This window comes from Acinetobacter sp. CY81, assembly GCF_059515925.1.
The window spans coordinates 17,737-36,455 of record NZ_JCAKNC010000009.1; the positions used below are offsets into that span (position 1 = coordinate 17,737).

Below are 18,719 nucleotides of genomic sequence, written 5' to 3' on the forward strand. Positions count from 1 at the left end.
GCAGCCTTGCGGCTGCTATAAACTTTTAAAAAACTTCAACATAAACGTTTAAATAAAGCCCTACATAAATCATCAAAGAAAACTAAAATTTACTTTTCAGATTTATCTGCGAGGCTAAAGAACCAATTCAACAACAATGCAGCAAAAGTAGCGGTACCGATACCACCTAAATTAAAGCTACCCAATTGCAGAGCAAAGTCACCTGTACCCAAAATAATCGTAACAGCAGCGACCATTAAATTTTTGTTTTGAGAGAAATCAACTTTGTTCTCAATCCAAATTTTTGCACCAGCAATGGTAATTAAACCAAACACCACGATTGAGGCACCTGTCAAAATCGCCGTTGGAATGGTGTGAATAATTGCACCAAACTTAGGAGAAAGACCAAGGAAAATTGCAAAGACACCTGCGATAGCAAAAATAATAGTTGAGTACACTCGAGTCACAGCCATGACCCCAATGTTTTCACCATAAGTCGTCATACCCGGAGCACCTACACCACCTGCTAAAGTCGTTGCAACACCATCGGCAACAAAGGCTTTACCAATATGTGGGTCAAGGTTTTCACCTGTCATAGCACTGACTGCTTTGATATGACCTAAGTTTTCAGCAACCAAAATAAATGCCACAGGTGCTATGATGAGCATCGCATTGGTTGAAAACACAGGGGCATGAAAGTCAGGTAAACCAAACCATGCCGCTTGTTGAATCGGGGTAAAGTTAATCGCTGTACCATAACCCATGACATTTGAAACAATGTAATAGATGAAGTAAGCAGCCAATAAACCAATCAATAATAATAAACGCTGTAGTAAGCCTTTGGTGAAAACGGCGATCGTACCCATACACAGTACAGTTAATAGTGCCATCCACATATTAAAAGGATTGCCTGCGACTGCTTTTACGGTAACAGGAGCAAGGTTTAAACCAATGATCATCACCACTGAACCTGTCACGACAGGCGGCATGAGTTTCTCAATCCATTTCGTTCCTGTTGCCATCACCAAGAAACCGATCAAGGCATAAAGCACACCACAGGCAATAATACCGCCTGCAGCGACTGCAATATTAGGATTGGCACCGCCCGCAGCGGTATAGCCTGTGGCAGCAATGACAACACCAATGAAAGCAAAACTTGACCCTAAATAACTTGGAACACGACCACCTGTCATGATGAAAAACAGAATGGTACAAATCCCTGACATTAGAATCGCAAGGTTCGGATCAAAACCCATCAGGAATGGTGCGAGAACGGTCGCACCAAACATTGCAAAAGCATGTTGAACCCCGAGTACTGCACTTTGTGCAGGGGGAAGATACTCATTGGTACCTACAGGTCGTGCATCAATGCTGCCTTCATAAGGACGCCATTTAGGAAACCAGTTGGACATAAAATGAGCACTCTAATAATAAATTGTGCACATGATACGCTTGTTTAAGGTATAAATATCTATTGTAAATTAAAAAAAAATTAAAACTAATTATATGACTTTTATTAATTATTTACCGATTGGTAAAAATAAAATTGATATAAAACAACGCATGACTGTGATTTATTTTCGATCTATCATTAAAATTTATAAGGTTTATTTCATTATTTTTGATTGATTTTATGTGCAATTAAAAAACAAAAAATGTGAAACAATTCACCATTGATTTAATCTGAGATACAGATTTTGTTCCGTCCTGTTTCTTTTGCACGATAAAGTGCTTGATCTGTAGCCAAAATCAAACGCTGTTGATCACTATTTTCTAATGTGGCATATGCCAATCCAAAACTTGCGGTAAAACGAATAATTTGTCCGTCATAAGCCAGTTCATGTTGTTCAATTGCTTTACGACATCGTTCTAAAATGCTTTGGGCTGTCGTTAGATTTGTATTTTCAAACACAACAATAAACTCTTCGCCGCCATATCGTCCCAAATAATCATTTTCACGAATATTTAAGCGCAGTAACTTTGCTATATGAACCAGCACTTGATCACCACAATCATGCCCATATTGATCATTAATTTTTTTAAAGAAATCGATGTCGATTAAGCTGATACTGATGGATTGATCTAAGTCTGAATCCGTTGTGTAAATACGCTCCAATTGGGTGGCGATACCGCGACGGTTTAAAATTTGAGTTAAGGGATCTATGGTCATTAAATGTCGTTGTTTTCGTTCACGATCCATCCAACGATCTAAAAAGGAATTAAATAACACCACCAAAATCGTACCAATAAAAGTCGTGGCAAAAAGATTTACAAGAAGAAAATAACTTTGAGTCTCCTCCACGATCATACTGTACGGGAGATAGAGCGGCGCGTAGGGAAGGACATGCATTACAGTGAGTATACTGGTGACATACAATACGATTAAACATGGCAAAGTCGAATAAAACATGATTCGCCGTTCAAACAATAACAATCCTGCCAAAATCGAACCGATGGTGAATACGCCAGTGAGGATCGTCATCATGCCTGCGATATAACCCACCATCATCAATGACCCTGCATAAAATCCAACACATACAATGGGGAAATAGAATTCGCTACGTCTATTGGCTTGAATAAAATAGCTAGCGATGAACAGGCTAATGGAAATGACGATAAAAATTTGAAAGCACAATAAAATGTTCGGAATGAGTTTTTGATTAAAGAGTTCAAATTCAGTATTGGCTAAGATCGAAACATAAAAAAATGCATGGAAAAAAATCAGTACGCCACTGACTACTTTGGATTTTTGAATATTATCCACTTCCAATAACTGGATGTAGCCCAGTTTGAATTGTTCAATTTGTTTTTTAAAGCAAAGAGATATCGACTGAAAATATTTCATGCTTGCGTAAATGTTGTTGACTTATTAAATCATCATAGAACGCATTTTAGAATTTGAATAGTAAAATCAATGAATTATTCAATATAAAAAATAGGGAGTTAAACTCCCTATCTCTGAATGGATCAATGAGATACTTAATTAGCCTGTGTTACGAAGCCCTGCTGCAATCCCTGCAATACTTACCATTAGCGCATGATCGACAGGTGTATGTTCAGTGTCTTGAGCAGCCAAATACCCACGGCGACGCTTCATCAGTTCCGCCTGTAACAGATGCAATGGCAGCAAATACGGTTTACGGACTTTCATGGATTGATCAAGGACATCATTGGAACTTAAAAGTTTGGATTCGCCTTTCATTGCCAATAAGGTCTGAACTGCATCGTGTAGTCGTTGACGGAGTTCTGCACCTAAAACTTTTAGATTTTCATCTTCAGTCAAATGAGATTCGTAGTACAACGCAATATTGCCATCTGCTTTTGAAAGGACCATTTCCAACATATCAATCAAGGTTTGGAAGTAAGGCCACTGTTGTAGCATCTCATCCAATTGGTGTTTTTGACCCTGTTGAATCACTTGATTAATCGCAGCACCTGTCCCAAGCCATGCAGGGAGCATTAACCGAATCTGAGTCCATGCAAATACCCAAGGAATGGCACGGAGTGACTCAATCCCACCGCTGACTTTGCGTTTTGCAGGACGGGAACCAAGCGGTAGCATTTGCAGCTCAAGCTCAGGTGTCACTGTTCTGAGATATTGCACAAAATGCGGATTTTCTCTTACGGTTTGACGATAGACCTTAACCGAAAGCTCCGTCATTTCATGCATCAATTGACGCCATTCTGCTTTAGGCTCTGGAGGTGGCAAAAGGGTAGCTTCAAGCGTTGCCGCGGTATAAATTTCTAAATTCTGAAGTGCAATTTCCTCTAATCCAAATTTAAAGCGGATCATTTCACCTTGTTCAGTGACACGGATCGCACCTGAAATTGAACCTGGTGGTTGTGAGAATAAAGCCTGTTGAGTGGGAGCACCACCACGGCTAATAGAACCACCACGACCATGAAATAGCGTGAGTTGTACGCCATGATTTTTAGAAACGGCTGTTAATTCCTCTTGAGCACGATATTGCGCCCAATTGGCAGACATGAAACCTGCATCTTTGGCTGAGTCCGAATAGCCAATCATGACTTCATGCTTAGACTGAATATGCTGTTTATACCAATGCATATTGAACAGCGTATTCATCGTCTCCGCAGCGCCGTCCAAATCTTTCAATGTTTCAAAGAGAGGAACGATACGAAGCGAATGCTCAATGCCTGCTTCTTTTTGCAGCAATAACACTGCTAAAACATCACTTGGATATTCCGCCATAGAAATAATGTATGCACCTAAGCTTTCGGTAGGTTGTTCAGCCAAAGTGCGCATGGTGGCAAAAATTTCTTGAACATCTGGATGTTCAATCAAACTTTGAGCAGGTACATTCAGATGCTTAGGCAACAATGGACGCTTGCTTTGTAATTCTTGTAATAAGAAGTTTTGGCGCGCTTGTTCCGTCCACGTTTCAAAATTACCTAAGCCTAAATATTCGGTAATGGCAGAGATGGCTTGACGATGACGACCTGACTCTTGGCGAATATCAAGTTTAAGTAATTCGATACCAAAACAGTTCACACGGTGAATAAAATCGAGCAGCTTACCTTGTGCGATTTCAGGTAAATTACAGTCGATCAAAGAGCGATAGCAGAGTAATAAAGGCTGTAATAGCTCATCTTTATGACGAATGATCTGACTGCGATCTACATCTGAATGTTGCCCTGTAAGTTTTGCAGCAAGCCATTCACGTGTGATACGTAAACGTTCTCGCGTATTACGTAAATATTCACGGTAGGGTTCAGGATGTTCTGCACCTATGGCTTGTTTTAATTCATCACTGGCATGTTGTATTGAAAGTTCCCAGCGTAGATTTTCAATATCTCTTAGATAAAGATCAGCTGCTTTCCAACGTGAAAGCCACAACACTTCTTGGGTTACGCTATGGGTTACATTCGGATTGCCATCACGATCACCGCCCATCCACGAGGCAAATCGTACAGGTGCAATATTGAGCGGGAGTTCTTTTTCGCAATGCGTTTGTACCAAATCATTTAAACCACGAACAAACTTTGGAATCGCATCCCACAGGGTTTGTTCAATGGTGGTAAAGCCCCATTTTGCTTCATCGACAGGGGTTGGACGATGTTGACGAATTTCATCGGTTTGCCAAGCAGAGCAGACCAGTTGTTTTAAATTATCAAGAACTTGCTGACGCTGTTTCGGTGTCAATTTCTGCTGATCAAATGTGGATAGGCAATCATTAATCCCATCATATTTTTGAATCAGGGTACGACGGCTGACTTCCGTTGGGTGTGCTGTGAGAACAAGTTCGATACTGAGCTGACAAATTTGTTGATACAACGCATCGGCTGAAATATTTTGATTTTTAAACTTTTCAAATAAATGATCGAGAACATTGGGAGACGGCGCTTGTTCATCAAATTCACTTTGACGACGGTTGCGAACCACATTGTATTGTTCTGCGATATTGGCAAAATTCAGAAAGTGAGAAAAGGCACGGGTTAAAGGAAGAATTTCATTATCTTCTAAACTTAAAAAAAGCTGTTCGAGTTGTTTTTCTGCTTCAACGTGTCCATCACGAGCGCCTTTGGCTAAAGCACGAATTTGTTCAATTTGATTAAACAAATCTTGCCCGGCTTGTTCTTTCAGGGTTTCACCCAAGAGATTACCGAGTAGTCGTACGTCTTCACGTAGGGGAGCATCAATTTGTTGAATCATTATTTTCTCCTTTCTTCTTGTTTAGACTATACCTCGATTAGATGACAAACCAAGAGAATTCAAACAAAAAATCAGAGACAATGGTCTAATTTTCAAGTGATCAAATAAACGAATCTAATCTTCAAAATTTAAGTTATCAAATAGGCATGTGATTATTAATTTTTTTGATATCTCATCAAAAATAATTCAATTGCATCTGCAATAATTTGATTCGATTCTTCTGTAGTTGGAACATCTCGTACGCCCAATAATATCTCGTGATGACGATGACCCAATAATAGAGAAAGCAACAAATGAACCTGTTTTTCAACAGCTACATTTTCAACAAAGCCTAAGGCGATCGCTTGTTCGAAAAAATCAGCCCAAACGGTATAGAGGCGTTTATGCGAAGCATTGTAAAAAGGTTCCGCCAAGGGATTTTGTTCAGCAGCCAATTCCAATAATAAATGCTCAAGTTTTAAGGCTTCAGGGAGATAAATAATATTTAAAGCCAAATGACAAATTTGAGCTAAGACGTCTTTGAAATTCGAATCGTGCTGTAGATGAATTGGACGGGTACGAATAGATTCTTCGCAGGTTTGCTCAATTGCACAGGTAAATAAATTGGCTTTATCCTGAAAATGATTGTACACGGTCAGTTTGGTGACACCTGCTTCTTGTGCAATTTGATTCATGGTCGAGCCATGAAATCCTTGTTTTAAAAACAAGGATTTAGCTACCTCTAAAATCATTTGGCGTTTGGCTAGGTCTTTCGGGCGTCCAACTTGCATTTGCAAAATCTTTCCAAAATAAAATAAATCAAGTCATATACTTGATGATTGTTTTTTAATTAGTGTACCTTACGGTATATTAATTAAAAAATAAACAAATTAATATATACAAAACTAAATCTGAAATGACGCCCAAACAATTACATAAGAGCGATCCCCCATGAGCGATATGAAATTCCCCTTAATCAGTTTATTGATTGCATGTGCAGTGATGTTGACGGGCTGTGGTAAAAAAGAGCCCGCAGTAGAACAAGTGCCGTTTGTGATGGTGACTCAGCCTTTGACCACCCATGATGAACTTAAAAGCTACGCAGGTGATGTGCAAGCACGTCAACAAACCGCATTGGCATTTCGAGTGGGCGGGCAAATCACTGAGCGTCTGGCTGATGTTGGGGATCGCGTTAAAGTGGGGCAAGTTCTAGCCAAACTGGATGTCAAAGATGCGCAGTTAGAATTGAATTCTGCGCAGGCTCAACTTGAAAGTGCACAATCGGCTGCCAAGATCGCTGAAGAAGAATTCAAACGTTTTAAACAATTGCTACCGATTAATGCAGTCAGTCGTTCTCAATATGATGCTGTCGAAAACCAATACAAATCGGCAATGTCAGCCTTAAAACAAGCTCAAGCCAATTTATCTGTTAGTCGTAACCAAACAGGATATAACCAGTTGGTGGCGAATCGAAATGGGGTGATTACAGAGCGAAATATTGAAGTGGGGCAAGTGATTGCAGCTGGGCAAGCTGCGTACCAAGTTGCGATTGATGGGGATCGTGAAGTGGTGATTGGTGTACCAGAACAAGCTATTTCAGATATTAAAGTCGGTCAAAATGCAGTGATCACACTGTGGTCTAAACCTGAGGACCGATTTGCAGCTTATGTCCGTGAAATTTCACCTGCTGCGGATCAGTCACGAACTTTTAGTGTCAAAGTTGCATTAAAAGAAGGGCAGTCTGCAATTCAACTGGGACAAAGTGCACGAGTTTTCTTTTCGAGCAATATTCAAAATGTGATGAGTGTGCCTTTATCGAGTATCTCAGCCAATGAAAACCAAGCCTATGCATGGGTTGTTAATCCAGACCATTCGATTCGTAAAGTCCTCGTCACGATTGGGGCTTATGGTCGTGATAGCGTTCCTGTATTGACGGGTTTGAAAGCAACGGATTGGGTCGTGGTTGGAGGGGTACATCTACTGCGTGAGAAACAAAAAATTCATCCGATTGACCGTCAAAATCGAGCAGTGAAAATTCAATCAGGAGCAAAATAATGAGTTCCAAAATAAATTTTAACTTGTCCGAGTGGGCACTCAATAATAAAGGTCTGATCCTTTATTTTATGATTTTGATGGGCATCATCGGTATTTATTCTTATTCGAAACTTTCTCAAAGTGAAGACCCACCTTTTAGCTTTAAAGTAATGGTGGTGCAAACCTATTGGCCAGGTGCAACCGCTGAAGAGGTGTCACTACAAGTCACAGATCGTATTGAAAAAGAATTGATGAGTACAGGGCTCTATGAGCGTGTTGCCGCCTATTCACGTCCTGGCGAGTCGATGGTGACTTTTATCGCTAAGGATTCTTTACGATCTGCGGAACTGCCGAATGTTTGGTACCAAGTCCGTAAAAAAGTTGGAGACATTAAGCATCAGCTTCCAAGTGGTGTACAAGGACCATTTTTTAATGATGAGTTCGGCGACACTTTCGGAAATATTTATGTTCTGACGGGTAAAGATTTCGATTATGCGGTTTTAAAAGAATATGCGGATCGTTTACAACTGCAACTACAGCGGGTGAAAGACGTTGGTAAAGTTGATTTGGTTGGATTACAAGATCAAAAAATTTGGATTGAAATATCGAATACCAAATCAGCTCAAATGGGCATTCCTGTCACTGCAATTCAAGAAGCTTTGCAAAAACAAAATAGTATTGCGAGTGCGGGATTTTTTGAAACTCACTCAGATCGCATTCAAGTCAGAGTGAGTGGCCAACTTAAAGACGTTGATCAGCTCAAAAATATGCCGTTATTGGTAGGCGATAAAACGATTCAATTGGGAGATGTTGCTGAGGTTTATCGTGGATTTAGCGAGCCTGCGCAACCCCGTATGAGATTCATGGGTGAAAATGGTATTGGCATCGCGGTGTCTATGCGTAAGGGCGGTGACATTATCGCATTAGGAAAAAGCCTAGAAACCAGTTTTACAGAGCTACAGAAATCTTTGCCATTAGGAATGACTTTAGAAAAAGTCTCTGATCAACCTGTAGCGGTACAACGGAGTATTCACGAATTTATTAAAGTTTTAGCTGAGGCAGTGATTATCGTACTGTTGGTCAGCTTTTTTTCATTGGGCTTCCGTACAGGTCTAGTGGTCGCATTTTCGATTCCATTGGTTTTGGCCATGACTTTTGCAGGGATGAATTTATTCGATGTTGGACTGCACAAGATTTCATTGGGTGCGTTGATTCTAGCACTTGGGCTGTTGGTGGATGATGCCATTATCGCCGTCGAAATGATGGCGATTAAAATGGAGCAGGGTTATAGCCGTTTACAAGCCGCAGGGTTTGCATGGAAATCGACCGCATTTCCCATGCTCACAGGAACATTGATTACCGCAGCAGGTTTTCTACCGATTGCTACGGCAGCGTCCAGTACGGGTGAATATACCCGCTCTATATTCCAAGTAGTGACCATTGCTTTAGTGGTGTCATGGTTTGCAGCAGTGCTTTTTGTGCCCTATTTAGGCGATAAATTACTGCCAGATTTTAATAGCCAAACTTTACACAAATCACCTTGGTATGTGCGTCTGTGGGCTCGTTTACGCAAACAACCTGAACCGCAATCTGTGATTCAGCAACATGGTGATCAGCATGATCCCTATCAAACCAAGGCTTATCAAAAATTTCGTTCGTGGGTTAATACTTGTATTACCTATCGTAAGACTGTAATTGCAGCAACAGTTGGGATATTTGTGCTGTCGATCCTGATGTTCAAATTGGTTCCACAGCAGTTCTTTCCACCGTCGAACCGAGCAGAAATCTTAGTTGATCTCAAGTTAGAAGAAGGTGCTTCACTCACTGCGACTGAAAATGCAGTGAAAAAAGTGGAAAAGTTCCTCTCAACTCAGAAAGGCATTGATAATTATGTGGCCTATGTAGGAACAGGCTCGCCCCGTTTTTACTTGCCACTTGATCAACAACTCCCTCAGGCGAGTTTTGCACAATTTGTAGTGCTTGCATCATCACTGGATGATCGTGATGAAATCCGAAAAAGTTTAAGTCAGGAAATTAGTAAGCTTTTACCAGAAGTACGAACTCGTGTATCGCTTTTGGAAAATGGACCACCAGTAGGTTATCCAATTCAATTCCGTGTGTCAGGTGAAGATTTAAATACAGTGCGTCAACGTGCGCAATTGGTATCTAAAGTTGTCAGTGAAAATTCAAATACCAGTAATGTCCATCTAGATTGGGGGGAGCCGAGTAAGATTATTTCACTGGAAATTGATCAAGATCGTGCACGTCAATTGGGTGTGTCCAGTTTAGATTTGGCCAATTTCTTAAATAGTTCAATTACAGGCGCGGTGATTAATCAATACCGTGAAAAACGTGAGTTGATTGATATTCGTTTACGAGGCGACAAGGCTGAACGGGTAGATGTCGGTTCTTTATCGAGTCTTGCTGTGCCGACCTCAAAGGGTGGTACAGTCCCTTTGGCTCAGATTGCCAATATCCAATACAAATTTGAAGATGGTCTCATTTGGCATCGTAATCGTTTACCAACCATTACAGTACGTGCAGATATTCGTACCAATTTACAGCCTGCGACAGTCGTTGGTGAACTCAAAGAAAGTATCCAAAAAATCAGAGATGATTTGCCGAGTGGTTACTTGGTCGAAGTTGGCGGTACAGTAGAAGAGTCTGCTCGTGGTCAAAGTTCTGTCAATGCAGGTATGCCATTGTTCTTGGTCGTGGTGTTTACCTTGTTGATGATTCAGCTGAAAAGTATTTCACGTTCATTTATTGTGTTCTTGACTGCACCTTTGGGACTGATCGGCGTGGTGTTATTCCTGTTGTTATTCAATAAACCCTTCGGTTTTGTAGCGATGCTCGGCACGATTGCACTATCAGGTATGATTATGCGGAACTCATTGATTTTGATTGATCAGATCGAACAGGATATTCGAGCAGGGCATCAACCTTGGGATGCGATTTTGGATGCGACGGTGCGACGCTCACGGCCGATTATTTTGACGGCACTTGCTGCTGTATTGGCGATGATTCCATTATCACGCAGTATTTTCTTTGGTCCAATGGCGGTTGCGATTATGGGCGGATTGATCATTGCGACATTACTGACACTATTTTTCCTTCCGGCATTATATGCAGCTTGGTTTAAAGTGAAAAAAGATACAAAAAATGCGTATAAATGATGAATTCTAGGTGCGTTGCTATGAAAAATTTAATATAGTAGTTGGTGAATTTTACATAAAATAACATAGGGTACCGATTGCATATATAACAACTGAATTTGCAATCGGTTGAGGTCAAAAGTATCCATGGGGCAAGACTTTTTAGAGAGAAATCGTCGTTATATGACGTTGTCTTATGTGTTCATGTTTCTTGCACTCTTCACTGTAGTGACAGCTGCGATCGCTTATTTTTTAGCACGTAAAGTTGTTAATACTGATGCGACAGAAGTATGGTTACACGCTCAAGCACTTTGGGTGATGCGAAGTGTGGTGTTATTTATGCTGTTGGCTTTGTTTGCAGCACTTTGGTTTATTCCCGCTTGTTTTATCTATTGGGACAGTGTCCTTTGGGTAAAAGCCTGTACTGTCATTGGTGTGATTTTTAGTGCTATTGCTTGGCTTTATTTGTTAAATACATGGCTAAAAGGCTTTGTAAAATATACGCAAAAAAAAGCAGCCTTCTAAAAAATATTTCAATATCGACTTGTAATCTCGACGTATGATCCCAACATATTTCGCAGTGAAGTAATCTCAAATTTTTGTGGAGCATCGCCAGACATGGCTAAACGTGATTATTATGAGGTTTTAGGTGTTTCTAAAACCGCTAGTGATGATGAAATTAAAAAAGCCTACCGTAAGTTGGCGATGAAATATCATCCAGATCGTAACCCTGACAACGCCGAAGCTGAAGAAAAATTTAAAGAAGCTGCTGAAGCTTATGAAGTACTTTCTGATGGCGAAAAACGCAGCATGTATGACCGTATGGGGCATAATGCATTTGAAGGCGGTATGGGCGGTGGTGGTGGCTTCGGCGGTGGATTCAGCGCAGAAGACATTTTCAGTCAGTTTGGTGATATTTTTGGTGGTGCTTTTGGTGGTGGAGGCCGTGGAGGTCAACAACGTCAAAAACGCGGCTCAGACTTACGCTATGTGATGGAACTTACCCTTGAAGAAGCGGTAAAAGGCATTAAAAAAACCATTACTTTCACAGCGCCAGCGCCATGTGAAACCTGTGATGGTAAAGGCTCTAAAAATCCAAACGATGTTGAAACATGTAAAACCTGTCATGGTGCAGGTCAAGTCCGTATGCAACAAGGTTTCTTCTCTGTACAGCAAACCTGTAGCACTTGTCGTGGACAAGGTAAAATCATTAAGAACCCGTGTGGCACATGCCATGGTTCTGGTGTGAAAGACCGTCAGCAAACACTTGAAGTCACGATTCCAGCGGGTGTGGACAATGGTGATCGCGTACGTTTGACTGGTAAAGGTGAAGCGATTCGTGATGGTCAATCAGGTGACTTGTATGTTGAAGTGACTGTGCGTGAACACGAAATCTTCCAACGTGATGGCGCTGACTTGTATATGGATGTGCCGATTAGCATTGCTGATGCAGCTTTGGGTAAAGAAATTGAAATCCCAACACTTGACGGTCGTGTGAACTTGAAAGTGCCTGAAGGAACTCAAACAGGTAAGATGTTCCGTCTACGTGGCAAAGGTGTAAAACCTGTACGTACCAGTATGGTGGGTGATTTACTTTGTCGTGTAGTGGTTGAGACACCAGTGAACTTAACGTCACGTCAACGTGAGTTGTTGAAAGAGCTTCAAGAATCGATGGATGGTGAAGACAGTAAGTCTTCTCCAAAGAAAAAATCGTTCTTTGACCGTCTTTTCGACTAATTCAGTATTTAAAAAAACCCGACTATGTGTCGGGTTTTTTATTTTCTAGATTTTAATATTCTAATTCTATGCTGTGGATCATTTCATTGATGCTAAGGCATAGGAAGTTTGAGTCCAAAGTTTTTCAAATTAGAGTATTCATACGGTGCATCTTCAGCGGGATAACGTAAATTTGGAATGCCATAAATTTTTGCAATCGTCCATACAATACTCTCACCAGCTGGGAGTAATTGGGGTTCAATGTTATACATCGGATCTTGGTAGGCAGTATCGCTGTCGATGAATATCCAACCCTGATGATGAAATGCATCAATAATGTCTTGTAGCCAAGCAGCATTGATCGCGCGAACATGAAGTAATAAGACATGCTTAGGTGAACGACCTAATGTTTGTTGGGCTAAATCATCGTAATATTTTGCTCGATCCAATAAATGGAAAATATACGCTTGTTTAAGTTTAACGAGGCTCTGTTGGTCATTCTCTTGCTGATATTTTAGAAAGAGTTGATTGTAAAACCAGTCACTTGCATCGATGCTTACAGCACCTGATTGGTAATGATGGTCTTTGATCCATTGTCTAACGCCATCTCTTTTTTCTAATGTGTTGCCTTCTTTTAGAAATGGAAAGCGATAACGTGGCACAAAGCCTTCTAGTGTGGAAAATGCTTGATGACCTTGTTGCATATCGGCTAGATAAGTAGACAAGTTGACTTCATCTTTATTCAAATTGAGATGTAAATTTCCATGATTACCAATGCGATGACCTTGTTCTCCCCACTGTTTGATCATACCTAATCCATCATTAGCTCCAATTTTACTCAGGCTTGGATAGATGATGGCACGTACCATATTGCGTTGAAGCGTGTTTAGAATAGTATCGTTAATATGTCGTGCTTGGGGATCAGTATGGGGATCTAAACCATCATCGAAACTGAGTGCTAAACTTTTCGCAAATGTAAAATTGGAAACCAATATAAGACAACTCAGCAAGATTTTTTTTAACATCGTATGTCTCTATGCTTTTTTAATGAAAGTTCTTAATTTGATGATTTAGATTTTTTTGTTTACCGATCATATAAAAAAGGATCGTAGAGATCCTTTTTTTATTTCGCAATTTTTATAACTTCATATTAAGCCTGTGCATCAATGCTTTGACCATTAAGCCCAATACTGTCTTCACCCATTAAATATAAATAAGCAGGCATAATCTGTTCAGGCGTTTGAAGAATTTTTGGATCTTCATCAGGATAGGCTTTAGCACGCATAGCGGTACGAGTTGCACCCGGATTAATACAGTTAAACCGAATATTAGGGAAAGTATTTTCTTTTGCAAAAATTTGACTAACCGCTTCAATGGCAATTTTTGAAACTGAGTAAGCACCCCAAGTTGGACGTGCCTCACGTCCTACGCCCGAACTGGCAAAGACCACAGAAGCATTATTTGATTTTTCTAATAGAGGTAATAGCTCTTGAGTGAGTACGAATGGTGCTCGCAGATTAACCGCCATGACATCATCCCAATCTTCAACAGGATAGCGTGCGAGTTCAGTACGTTCACCTAGAATGCCAGCATTATGCAAAATACCATCTAAACGTCCGAATTGTTGGGCAAGTGTGTCATACAACAACTCATAATCATGCGAAGTCGCCGTTGAAAGTTGTAAGGGTAAAATCGCCGGTTGTGGTGCGCCTAAACTTTCAATTTCATCATAAATGACTTCAAGCTTGTTGATGGTTCGCCCATGCAGTACCACTGTTGCACCGTGCAGGGCATAACTCAATGCAGCTGCACGACCAATACCATCGCCAGCACCTGTGATCAGGATGATTTTGTCTTTTAACAAATCTGGACGAGGTTGATATTCTGAATAATTCATGGGCGACCTCCTATATTTTTATATTATTAAGTAAGTTGTTTTAGCATTACTGATTTCAATCATGCTATTTAAAAAGTCAGCTTCTACCGATTATGCTGACTTTTCTTGAGCATTCACCAGTTCTAGAATGACCTGATTTAATTCAGTAACGTCTTTTACTATACAGTCTGCTTTCCAAGCTGTTAAGTCATCTTTGTGCGCTAAAGGTAAATATCCGTAGGCAGCTAGAATGGTATACATCCCTGCATGACGACCTGCATCAATATCACGTGGGTGGTCACCCACATAGATACACTCTTTAGCATCAATGTTGATTTGAGAGGCTGCCAAATACATCGGTTCTGGATCTGGTTTGGTCTGTTTTACATCTTCAGGGCAGACTAAAACAGCACAACGCTCAGTGAGATTTAAGGCGTCTAATAAAGCCTCACTGAGCCAACGTGGTTTATTGGTGACAATACCCCAAGGAATTTGTTTGGCTTCTAATGCTTCAAGTAGTGAATACATGCCTTCAAATAGGTCAGTATCCACAGCAATATCAGCACCATAAATATCGAGAAAACGCTGACGATGTGCAAGGAAAATCGGGTCTTCGACATCTAAGTGCGGATAAACCAATTTCACCATTGCACGCGCGCCTTCAGACACCTGAGTTCGGATCAGTGCAGCATCTACAATGTCACGATTTTCTTCACGACACATGTCTTGAATGATACGGATGAAATCTGCTGCCGTATCAATCAAAGTTCCGTCTAGATCAAAAAGAACAGCTTGCATTACGCTTGCTCATTTTTGATTTCATTTTGGGTATACACCATGTAATTCACATCAACATTCGGTGCTAACCAATAGTTTTTCGTCAGTGGGTTGTAGTGTAAACCTGTCATGTCTTTTAGTTTTAAGTTCGCACTACGAATATCATGAGCTAACTCAGAAGGTTTAATGAATTTATGATAATCATGCGTGCCTTTTTTCAACATGCGTAATACATATTCAGCACCGATAATCGCGAATAAATAAGATTTTGGATTACGGTTAATGGTTGAGAAAAACACATGACCATTTGGTTTTACTAACTTTTGACACGCTTGAATAATCGAAGCTGGATCTGGAACGTGTTCTAACATTTCCATGCAGGTTACAACGTCGTATTGTCCTGCTTGTTCGTCAGCAAGTTGCTCAACAGGAATCTGACGATACTCAATATTGGTCACATTTTCTTGTTCTGCATGTAGGCGAGCAACATTCAGAGGCGCCGCACCCATATCAATACCCAGTACATCTGCACCACGACGTGCCATGCTTTCAGCCAAAATACCGCCACCACAGCCGACATCCAGTACTTTTTTACCTGATAAGCCACCTGAATGCTCATCAATCCAATTTAAACGTAAAGGGTTGATTTGATGAAGCGGACGGAACTCAGAGTGCTGATCCCACCATATTGCAGCCAGTGCTTCAAATTTAGCAATTTCTTGTGGATCGACATTGAGTTGCGTCATTGGGTACGTCCTCAGTAAATTATTGGAATAAATAAAAGATTAAGTATAGCGAGCTTAGTGTAGCGCTTGTTTGAAAAAAAGCGATAAATCATCAAAAAAAGTTCACAGAAGGAAAACGAAATTCTCATAATTGATTTATAGTGGATGTATAAGCTAATCATAATGATTTTTAGGACGATAATCCGAATGAATAAATTCCTTTTAAGTGCTGTTGCTGCATCTGTTATGGCTTTTTCAGGCTCTGCGATGGCGAACTTTGTGGCAGGTAAAGATTACCAAGTCGTACCAAATCCAATCAAGGTTGAAAAACCAGGGAAAATCGAAGTACGTGAATTCTTTTGGTATGGCTGTGGTCATTGCTTCACATTAGAACCACACATGCAGTCTTGGTTAAAAAAATTACCAAAAGATATTCGTTTTGTTCGAACTCCAGCGGCGATGAACCCAGTTTGGGAACAAGGCGCGCGCGCATACTACGTGTCTGAAGCATTAGGCGTACGTCAAAAAGCACATTTACAATTATTCCATGAGATTCATGTCAATCAAAAACCAATTTTAGATCAAGCTTCTTTAGCGAAGTTCTATACGCGTTATGGTATTCCAGAAGCGAAATTTAACAGTACTTATAAATCATTCCCGATAACCTCTAAAATTGCACAAGCTAAAAACTTAGCTGCTCAATATCAGTTGTCAGGTGTACCTGCTGTGACTGTGAATGGTAAATACATTGTGCAAGGTGACAATGGTCGCGTGATTGAAGTCGTGAATTACTTGGTTGATAAAGAGCGTAAAGCTGCAAAATAATCAAAAGTACATCGAACGTATCTTATTAAAAAACCCGCTGATCTGCGGGTTTTTTTATGTGTTTAAAATTAGGTCAACTTCATGATTTAGGGATGTTTTATAGATTTTTATACAGTTAGTTTGAACTATGCATGGCACTGTTTTACCAGTTTGAAATACCTTTGAATATAAGTTTGATTTGAGTAATGGACTGCTTTTTGAGCATCAATTTGTGTAATTCGAGTTCCATACCTGAATATTGACGACTGAGGCTAATCCATGACATTGCCCAAGTAAAACAGAGGTTAATCAGAATATTGGCTAAAACTTTTAAATCATCACCGTGATCAAAATTTTGCACAATTTCAAATTTGCGTAAGTCTTCAGCTAGATCAATATTTAAAAAATCAATTTCACGTGCAATAGCACGACGTACCATTTCTGAACCACCCCAACGTTCTGCGATCATAAAAATCCACGGGGTAGGGCTTTGATCAATCGCATCGAAGAAGAGTTCAATGCTCATTTCAGGATTTGCTTCTGCTTGAGCAAGTCCCTGACCAAGTTGATGCATGACATTTTTTAAATACAAGGCAACCTGATCGACCAGTTCCTGCCCCAATTCATCCATATCTTGAAAATGACGATAAAAAGCAGTGGGTACCAGTCCAACTTCACGTGCAACTTCACGCAGGCTAATGCTACTAAATGAACGACCAGACGTGCTTAAGCTTAAGGCAGCATCTAGTAAAGCCTGACGGCTTTGTTGTTTGCGTTCATCGCGTATAGACATTGTTGAACCTAATGATTTTAGTCGAGATGAGTCTACCAAAAAAATTACAAAATTAAATGATGAATGTCAGTGTACAAGTGTTGACTCATTTCTAAAATAAACTATAGTGTACGAGTGTTCACTATGAAAACACATGTTCACTCAATTAAATTGAAATACAAAGAGGAACGGAATGAGTAGCCAAATGCAGTATCAACCTGAATGGGTTCGTGAAGATTTTGTTGATTTTGTGGTCGAAAAAATTAACCCTGTTTGGGCGTGGAAACGTGTTAAAGCGACTATTGTTGCGAAGCAATGGTTAAGTGATGATTTTTTACAGATCACGCTTAGACCCAATCGGAATTTTAAACGTCAAAGCTTTAAAGCGGGTCAAAGCGTGTTGTGTACACTTGTGATTGCAGGTGTTCGTCAACAACGTAGTTATTCGATTGTCGATGTTTTAGCAAATGGTGATGTAGTTTTAGCAATACGTGTACAAGGCTTGGTTTCAAAAAAAATTGCGCAAAGTGCTCGTGGTGAGGTGATTGAAATTTCTCAGCCTCAAGGCGAATTTATATTAGAGCCTCATTTTCAGTCAGTTGTACTGATTGCCTCAGGCAGTGGGATCACTGCGATATATGCTTTATTGAAGCAGGCATTAGCATCACAGGTAACATCGGTTACTTTGTTGTACTTCACGCGAGATGATGCGTTTCACGTGGAACTGGAAGCATTGAATCAACAGCATACCCATTTTAATTATCATCACAAGAATACTAATCAGATACAACAACATTTAGATCAAGATTTGTTAGATCAACTTGTCCCACAGCTTAGTCAAAGTATGACCTATGCATGTGGTGCGATTGCCATGATGCAAAGTATTAATCGAATCTTCGCTGAACGTGATTTGCAGAGTCAACTTAAGCAAGAGTTTTTCCAGCTTCCAGTAGATGAACATCAAGCTAGTCAACCGATCATATTTGCACGCGCACAACAGCAGTTTGAATCAAAAACTAATCTACTTGATGACGCTGAACTCGCAGGCTTAAGACCTGCGCATGGTTGTCGTATGGGAATTTGTAATAGCTGTACGTGTACCAAAGTGAGTGGTTCAACCAAAAATATTCTAACGGGTGAGATAGATCACCAGTCGAATACACAAATCAAACTGTGTATAAGCCAAGCTGTTAGCCCAGTCGTTATTAACTTATAAGTATTGCTAAAC

Annotated in this window: 15 protein-coding genes; 6 read left to right on the forward strand and 9 right to left on the reverse strand. The window is 40.3% G+C overall.

Annotation, left to right across the window (positions count from 1 at the left end; translation table 11 throughout):
- Nucleotides 1–89 precede the first annotated feature (89 nt).
- From AC5YDM_RS10795 to AC5YDM_RS10810, 4 genes are all read right to left on the reverse strand, one after another.
- Nucleotides 90–1,391 (reverse strand): solute carrier family 23 protein, encoded by a 1,302-nt coding sequence (locus AC5YDM_RS10795; RefSeq protein ID WP_496152116.1) that lies wholly within the window; start codon nucleotides 1,389–1,391, stop codon nucleotides 90–92.
- Nucleotides 1,392–1,657: 266 nt separating this feature from the next.
- Nucleotides 1,658–2,824: a GGDEF domain-containing protein gene (locus tag AC5YDM_RS10800; RefSeq protein ID WP_496152117.1), complete on the reverse strand. Its 1,167-nt coding sequence runs from the start codon at nucleotides 2,822–2,824 to the stop codon at nucleotides 1,658–1,660.
- A gap of 138 nt (nucleotides 2,825–2,962) precedes the next feature.
- Nucleotides 2,963–5,653 (reverse strand): phosphoenolpyruvate carboxylase, encoded by a 2,691-nt coding sequence (gene ppc, locus AC5YDM_RS10805; protein WP_496152118.1) that lies wholly within the window; start codon nucleotides 5,651–5,653, stop codon nucleotides 2,963–2,965.
- 155 nt (nucleotides 5,654–5,808) lie between these two features.
- Nucleotides 5,809–6,429: a TetR/AcrR family transcriptional regulator gene (locus tag AC5YDM_RS10810; RefSeq protein ID WP_496152119.1), complete on the reverse strand. Its 621-nt coding sequence runs from the start codon at nucleotides 6,427–6,429 to the stop codon at nucleotides 5,809–5,811.
- Between the two features lie 154 nt (nucleotides 6,430–6,583).
- On the opposite strand from AC5YDM_RS10810, the gene AC5YDM_RS10815 reads away from it, so the two are divergent.
- From AC5YDM_RS10815 to dnaJ, 4 genes are all read left to right on the forward strand, one after another.
- A complete protein-coding gene (locus AC5YDM_RS10815; protein WP_496152120.1) occupies nucleotides 6,584–7,687 on the forward strand; it encodes an efflux RND transporter periplasmic adaptor subunit in 1,104 nt (367 codons plus the stop codon).
- 11 nt (nucleotides 7,688–7,698) lie between these two features.
- The gene (locus tag AC5YDM_RS10820) at nucleotides 7,699–10,842 is read left to right on the forward strand and encodes an efflux RND transporter permease subunit (RefSeq protein WP_496152213.1); all 3,144 of its coding nucleotides are present in this window, start codon (nucleotides 7,699–7,701) and stop codon (nucleotides 10,840–10,842) included.
- Between the two features lie 126 nt (nucleotides 10,843–10,968).
- On the forward strand, nucleotides 10,969–11,346 hold the full coding sequence (locus tag AC5YDM_RS10825) for a hypothetical protein (RefSeq protein WP_496152121.1): 378 nt from the start codon (nucleotides 10,969–10,971) through the stop codon (nucleotides 11,344–11,346).
- A gap of 93 nt (nucleotides 11,347–11,439) precedes the next feature.
- Nucleotides 11,440–12,558 (forward strand): molecular chaperone DnaJ, encoded by a 1,119-nt coding sequence (dnaJ, locus tag AC5YDM_RS10830; protein ID WP_496152122.1) that lies wholly within the window; start codon nucleotides 11,440–11,442, stop codon nucleotides 12,556–12,558.
- A gap of 92 nt (nucleotides 12,559–12,650) precedes the next feature.
- Here dnaJ and AC5YDM_RS10835 read toward each other — a convergent pair whose 3' ends face one another.
- The 4 genes from AC5YDM_RS10835 to ubiG all read right to left on the reverse strand — a co-directional run bounded on the left by AC5YDM_RS10835 (nucleotide 12,651) and on the right by ubiG (nucleotide 15,936).
- A complete protein-coding gene (locus AC5YDM_RS10835) occupies nucleotides 12,651–13,562 on the reverse strand; it encodes a polysaccharide deacetylase family protein (RefSeq protein ID WP_496152123.1) in 912 nt (303 codons plus the stop codon).
- A gap of 125 nt (nucleotides 13,563–13,687) precedes the next feature.
- The gene (locus AC5YDM_RS10840; RefSeq protein ID WP_496152124.1) at nucleotides 13,688–14,434 is read right to left on the reverse strand and encodes a YciK family oxidoreductase; all 747 of its coding nucleotides are present in this window, start codon (nucleotides 14,432–14,434) and stop codon (nucleotides 13,688–13,690) included.
- A 90-nt stretch (nucleotides 14,435–14,524) separates the two neighbouring features.
- Nucleotides 14,525–15,211, reverse strand: a complete 687-nt coding sequence (locus AC5YDM_RS10845; RefSeq protein WP_496152125.1) for an HAD family hydrolase — start codon at nucleotides 15,209–15,211, stop codon at nucleotides 14,525–14,527.
- Nucleotides 15,211–15,936: a bifunctional 2-polyprenyl-6-hydroxyphenol methylase/3-demethylubiquinol 3-O-methyltransferase UbiG gene (gene ubiG, locus AC5YDM_RS10850; RefSeq protein ID WP_496152126.1), complete on the reverse strand. Its 726-nt coding sequence runs from the start codon at nucleotides 15,934–15,936 to the stop codon at nucleotides 15,211–15,213. The genes AC5YDM_RS10845 and ubiG overlap by 1 nt, the downstream gene beginning before the upstream one ends.
- 186 nt (nucleotides 15,937–16,122) lie before the next feature.
- Here ubiG and AC5YDM_RS10855 point away from each other — a divergent pair, with 186 nt between their 5' ends.
- Nucleotides 16,123–16,740: a thiol:disulfide interchange protein DsbA/DsbL gene (locus AC5YDM_RS10855; RefSeq protein WP_496152127.1), complete on the forward strand. Its 618-nt coding sequence runs from the start codon at nucleotides 16,123–16,125 to the stop codon at nucleotides 16,738–16,740.
- Between the two features lie 142 nt (nucleotides 16,741–16,882).
- On the opposite strand, the gene AC5YDM_RS10860 is transcribed toward AC5YDM_RS10855, so the two are convergent.
- Nucleotides 16,883–17,512 (reverse strand): TetR family transcriptional regulator, encoded by a 630-nt coding sequence (locus AC5YDM_RS10860; protein ID WP_496152128.1) that lies wholly within the window; start codon nucleotides 17,510–17,512, stop codon nucleotides 16,883–16,885.
- Nucleotides 17,513–17,684: 172 nt separating this feature from the next.
- Between AC5YDM_RS10860 and AC5YDM_RS10865 the strand changes: the two genes are divergently transcribed.
- Nucleotides 17,685–18,707, forward strand: a complete 1,023-nt coding sequence (locus AC5YDM_RS10865; protein WP_496152129.1) for a flavin reductase family protein — start codon at nucleotides 17,685–17,687, stop codon at nucleotides 18,705–18,707.
- Nucleotides 18,708–18,719: the final 12 nt, after the last annotated feature.

Coding starts and splice junctions, on each gene's coding strand:
- dnaJ (WP_496152122.1), top strand. CDS start 11,440: ATGGCTAAACGTGATTATTATGAGGTTTTAGGTGTTTCTAAAACCGCT.
- AC5YDM_RS10855 (WP_496152127.1), top strand. CDS start 16,123: ATGAATAAATTCCTTTTAAGTGCTGTTGCTGCATCTGTTATGGCTTTT.
- ubiG (WP_496152126.1), bottom strand. CDS start 15,936: ATGACGCAACTCAATGTCGATCCACAAGAAATTGCTAAATTTGAAGCA.
- AC5YDM_RS10815 (WP_496152120.1), top strand. CDS start 6,584: ATGAGCGATATGAAATTCCCCTTAATCAGTTTATTGATTGCATGTGCA.
- AC5YDM_RS10825 (WP_496152121.1), top strand. CDS start 10,969: ATGGGGCAAGACTTTTTAGAGAGAAATCGTCGTTATATGACGTTGTCT.
- AC5YDM_RS10860 (WP_496152128.1), bottom strand. CDS start 17,512: ATGTCTATACGCGATGAACGCAAACAACAAAGCCGTCAGGCTTTACTA.
- AC5YDM_RS10865 (WP_496152129.1), top strand. CDS start 17,685: ATGAGTAGCCAAATGCAGTATCAACCTGAATGGGTTCGTGAAGATTTT.
- AC5YDM_RS10795 (WP_496152116.1), bottom strand. CDS start 1,391: ATGTCCAACTGGTTTCCTAAATGGCGTCCTTATGAAGGCAGCATTGAT.
- AC5YDM_RS10840 (WP_496152124.1), bottom strand. CDS start 14,434: ATGAATTATTCAGAATATCAACCTCGTCCAGATTTGTTAAAAGACAAA.
- AC5YDM_RS10835 (WP_496152123.1), bottom strand. CDS start 13,562: ATGTTAAAAAAAATCTTGCTGAGTTGTCTTATATTGGTTTCCAATTTT.
- ppc (WP_496152118.1), bottom strand. CDS start 5,653: ATGATTCAACAAATTGATGCTCCCCTACGTGAAGACGTACGACTACTC.
- AC5YDM_RS10800 (WP_496152117.1), bottom strand. CDS start 2,824: ATGAAATATTTTCAGTCGATATCTCTTTGCTTTAAAAAACAAATTGAA.
- AC5YDM_RS10845 (WP_496152125.1), bottom strand. CDS start 15,211: ATGCAAGCTGTTCTTTTTGATCTAGACGGAACTTTGATTGATACGGCA.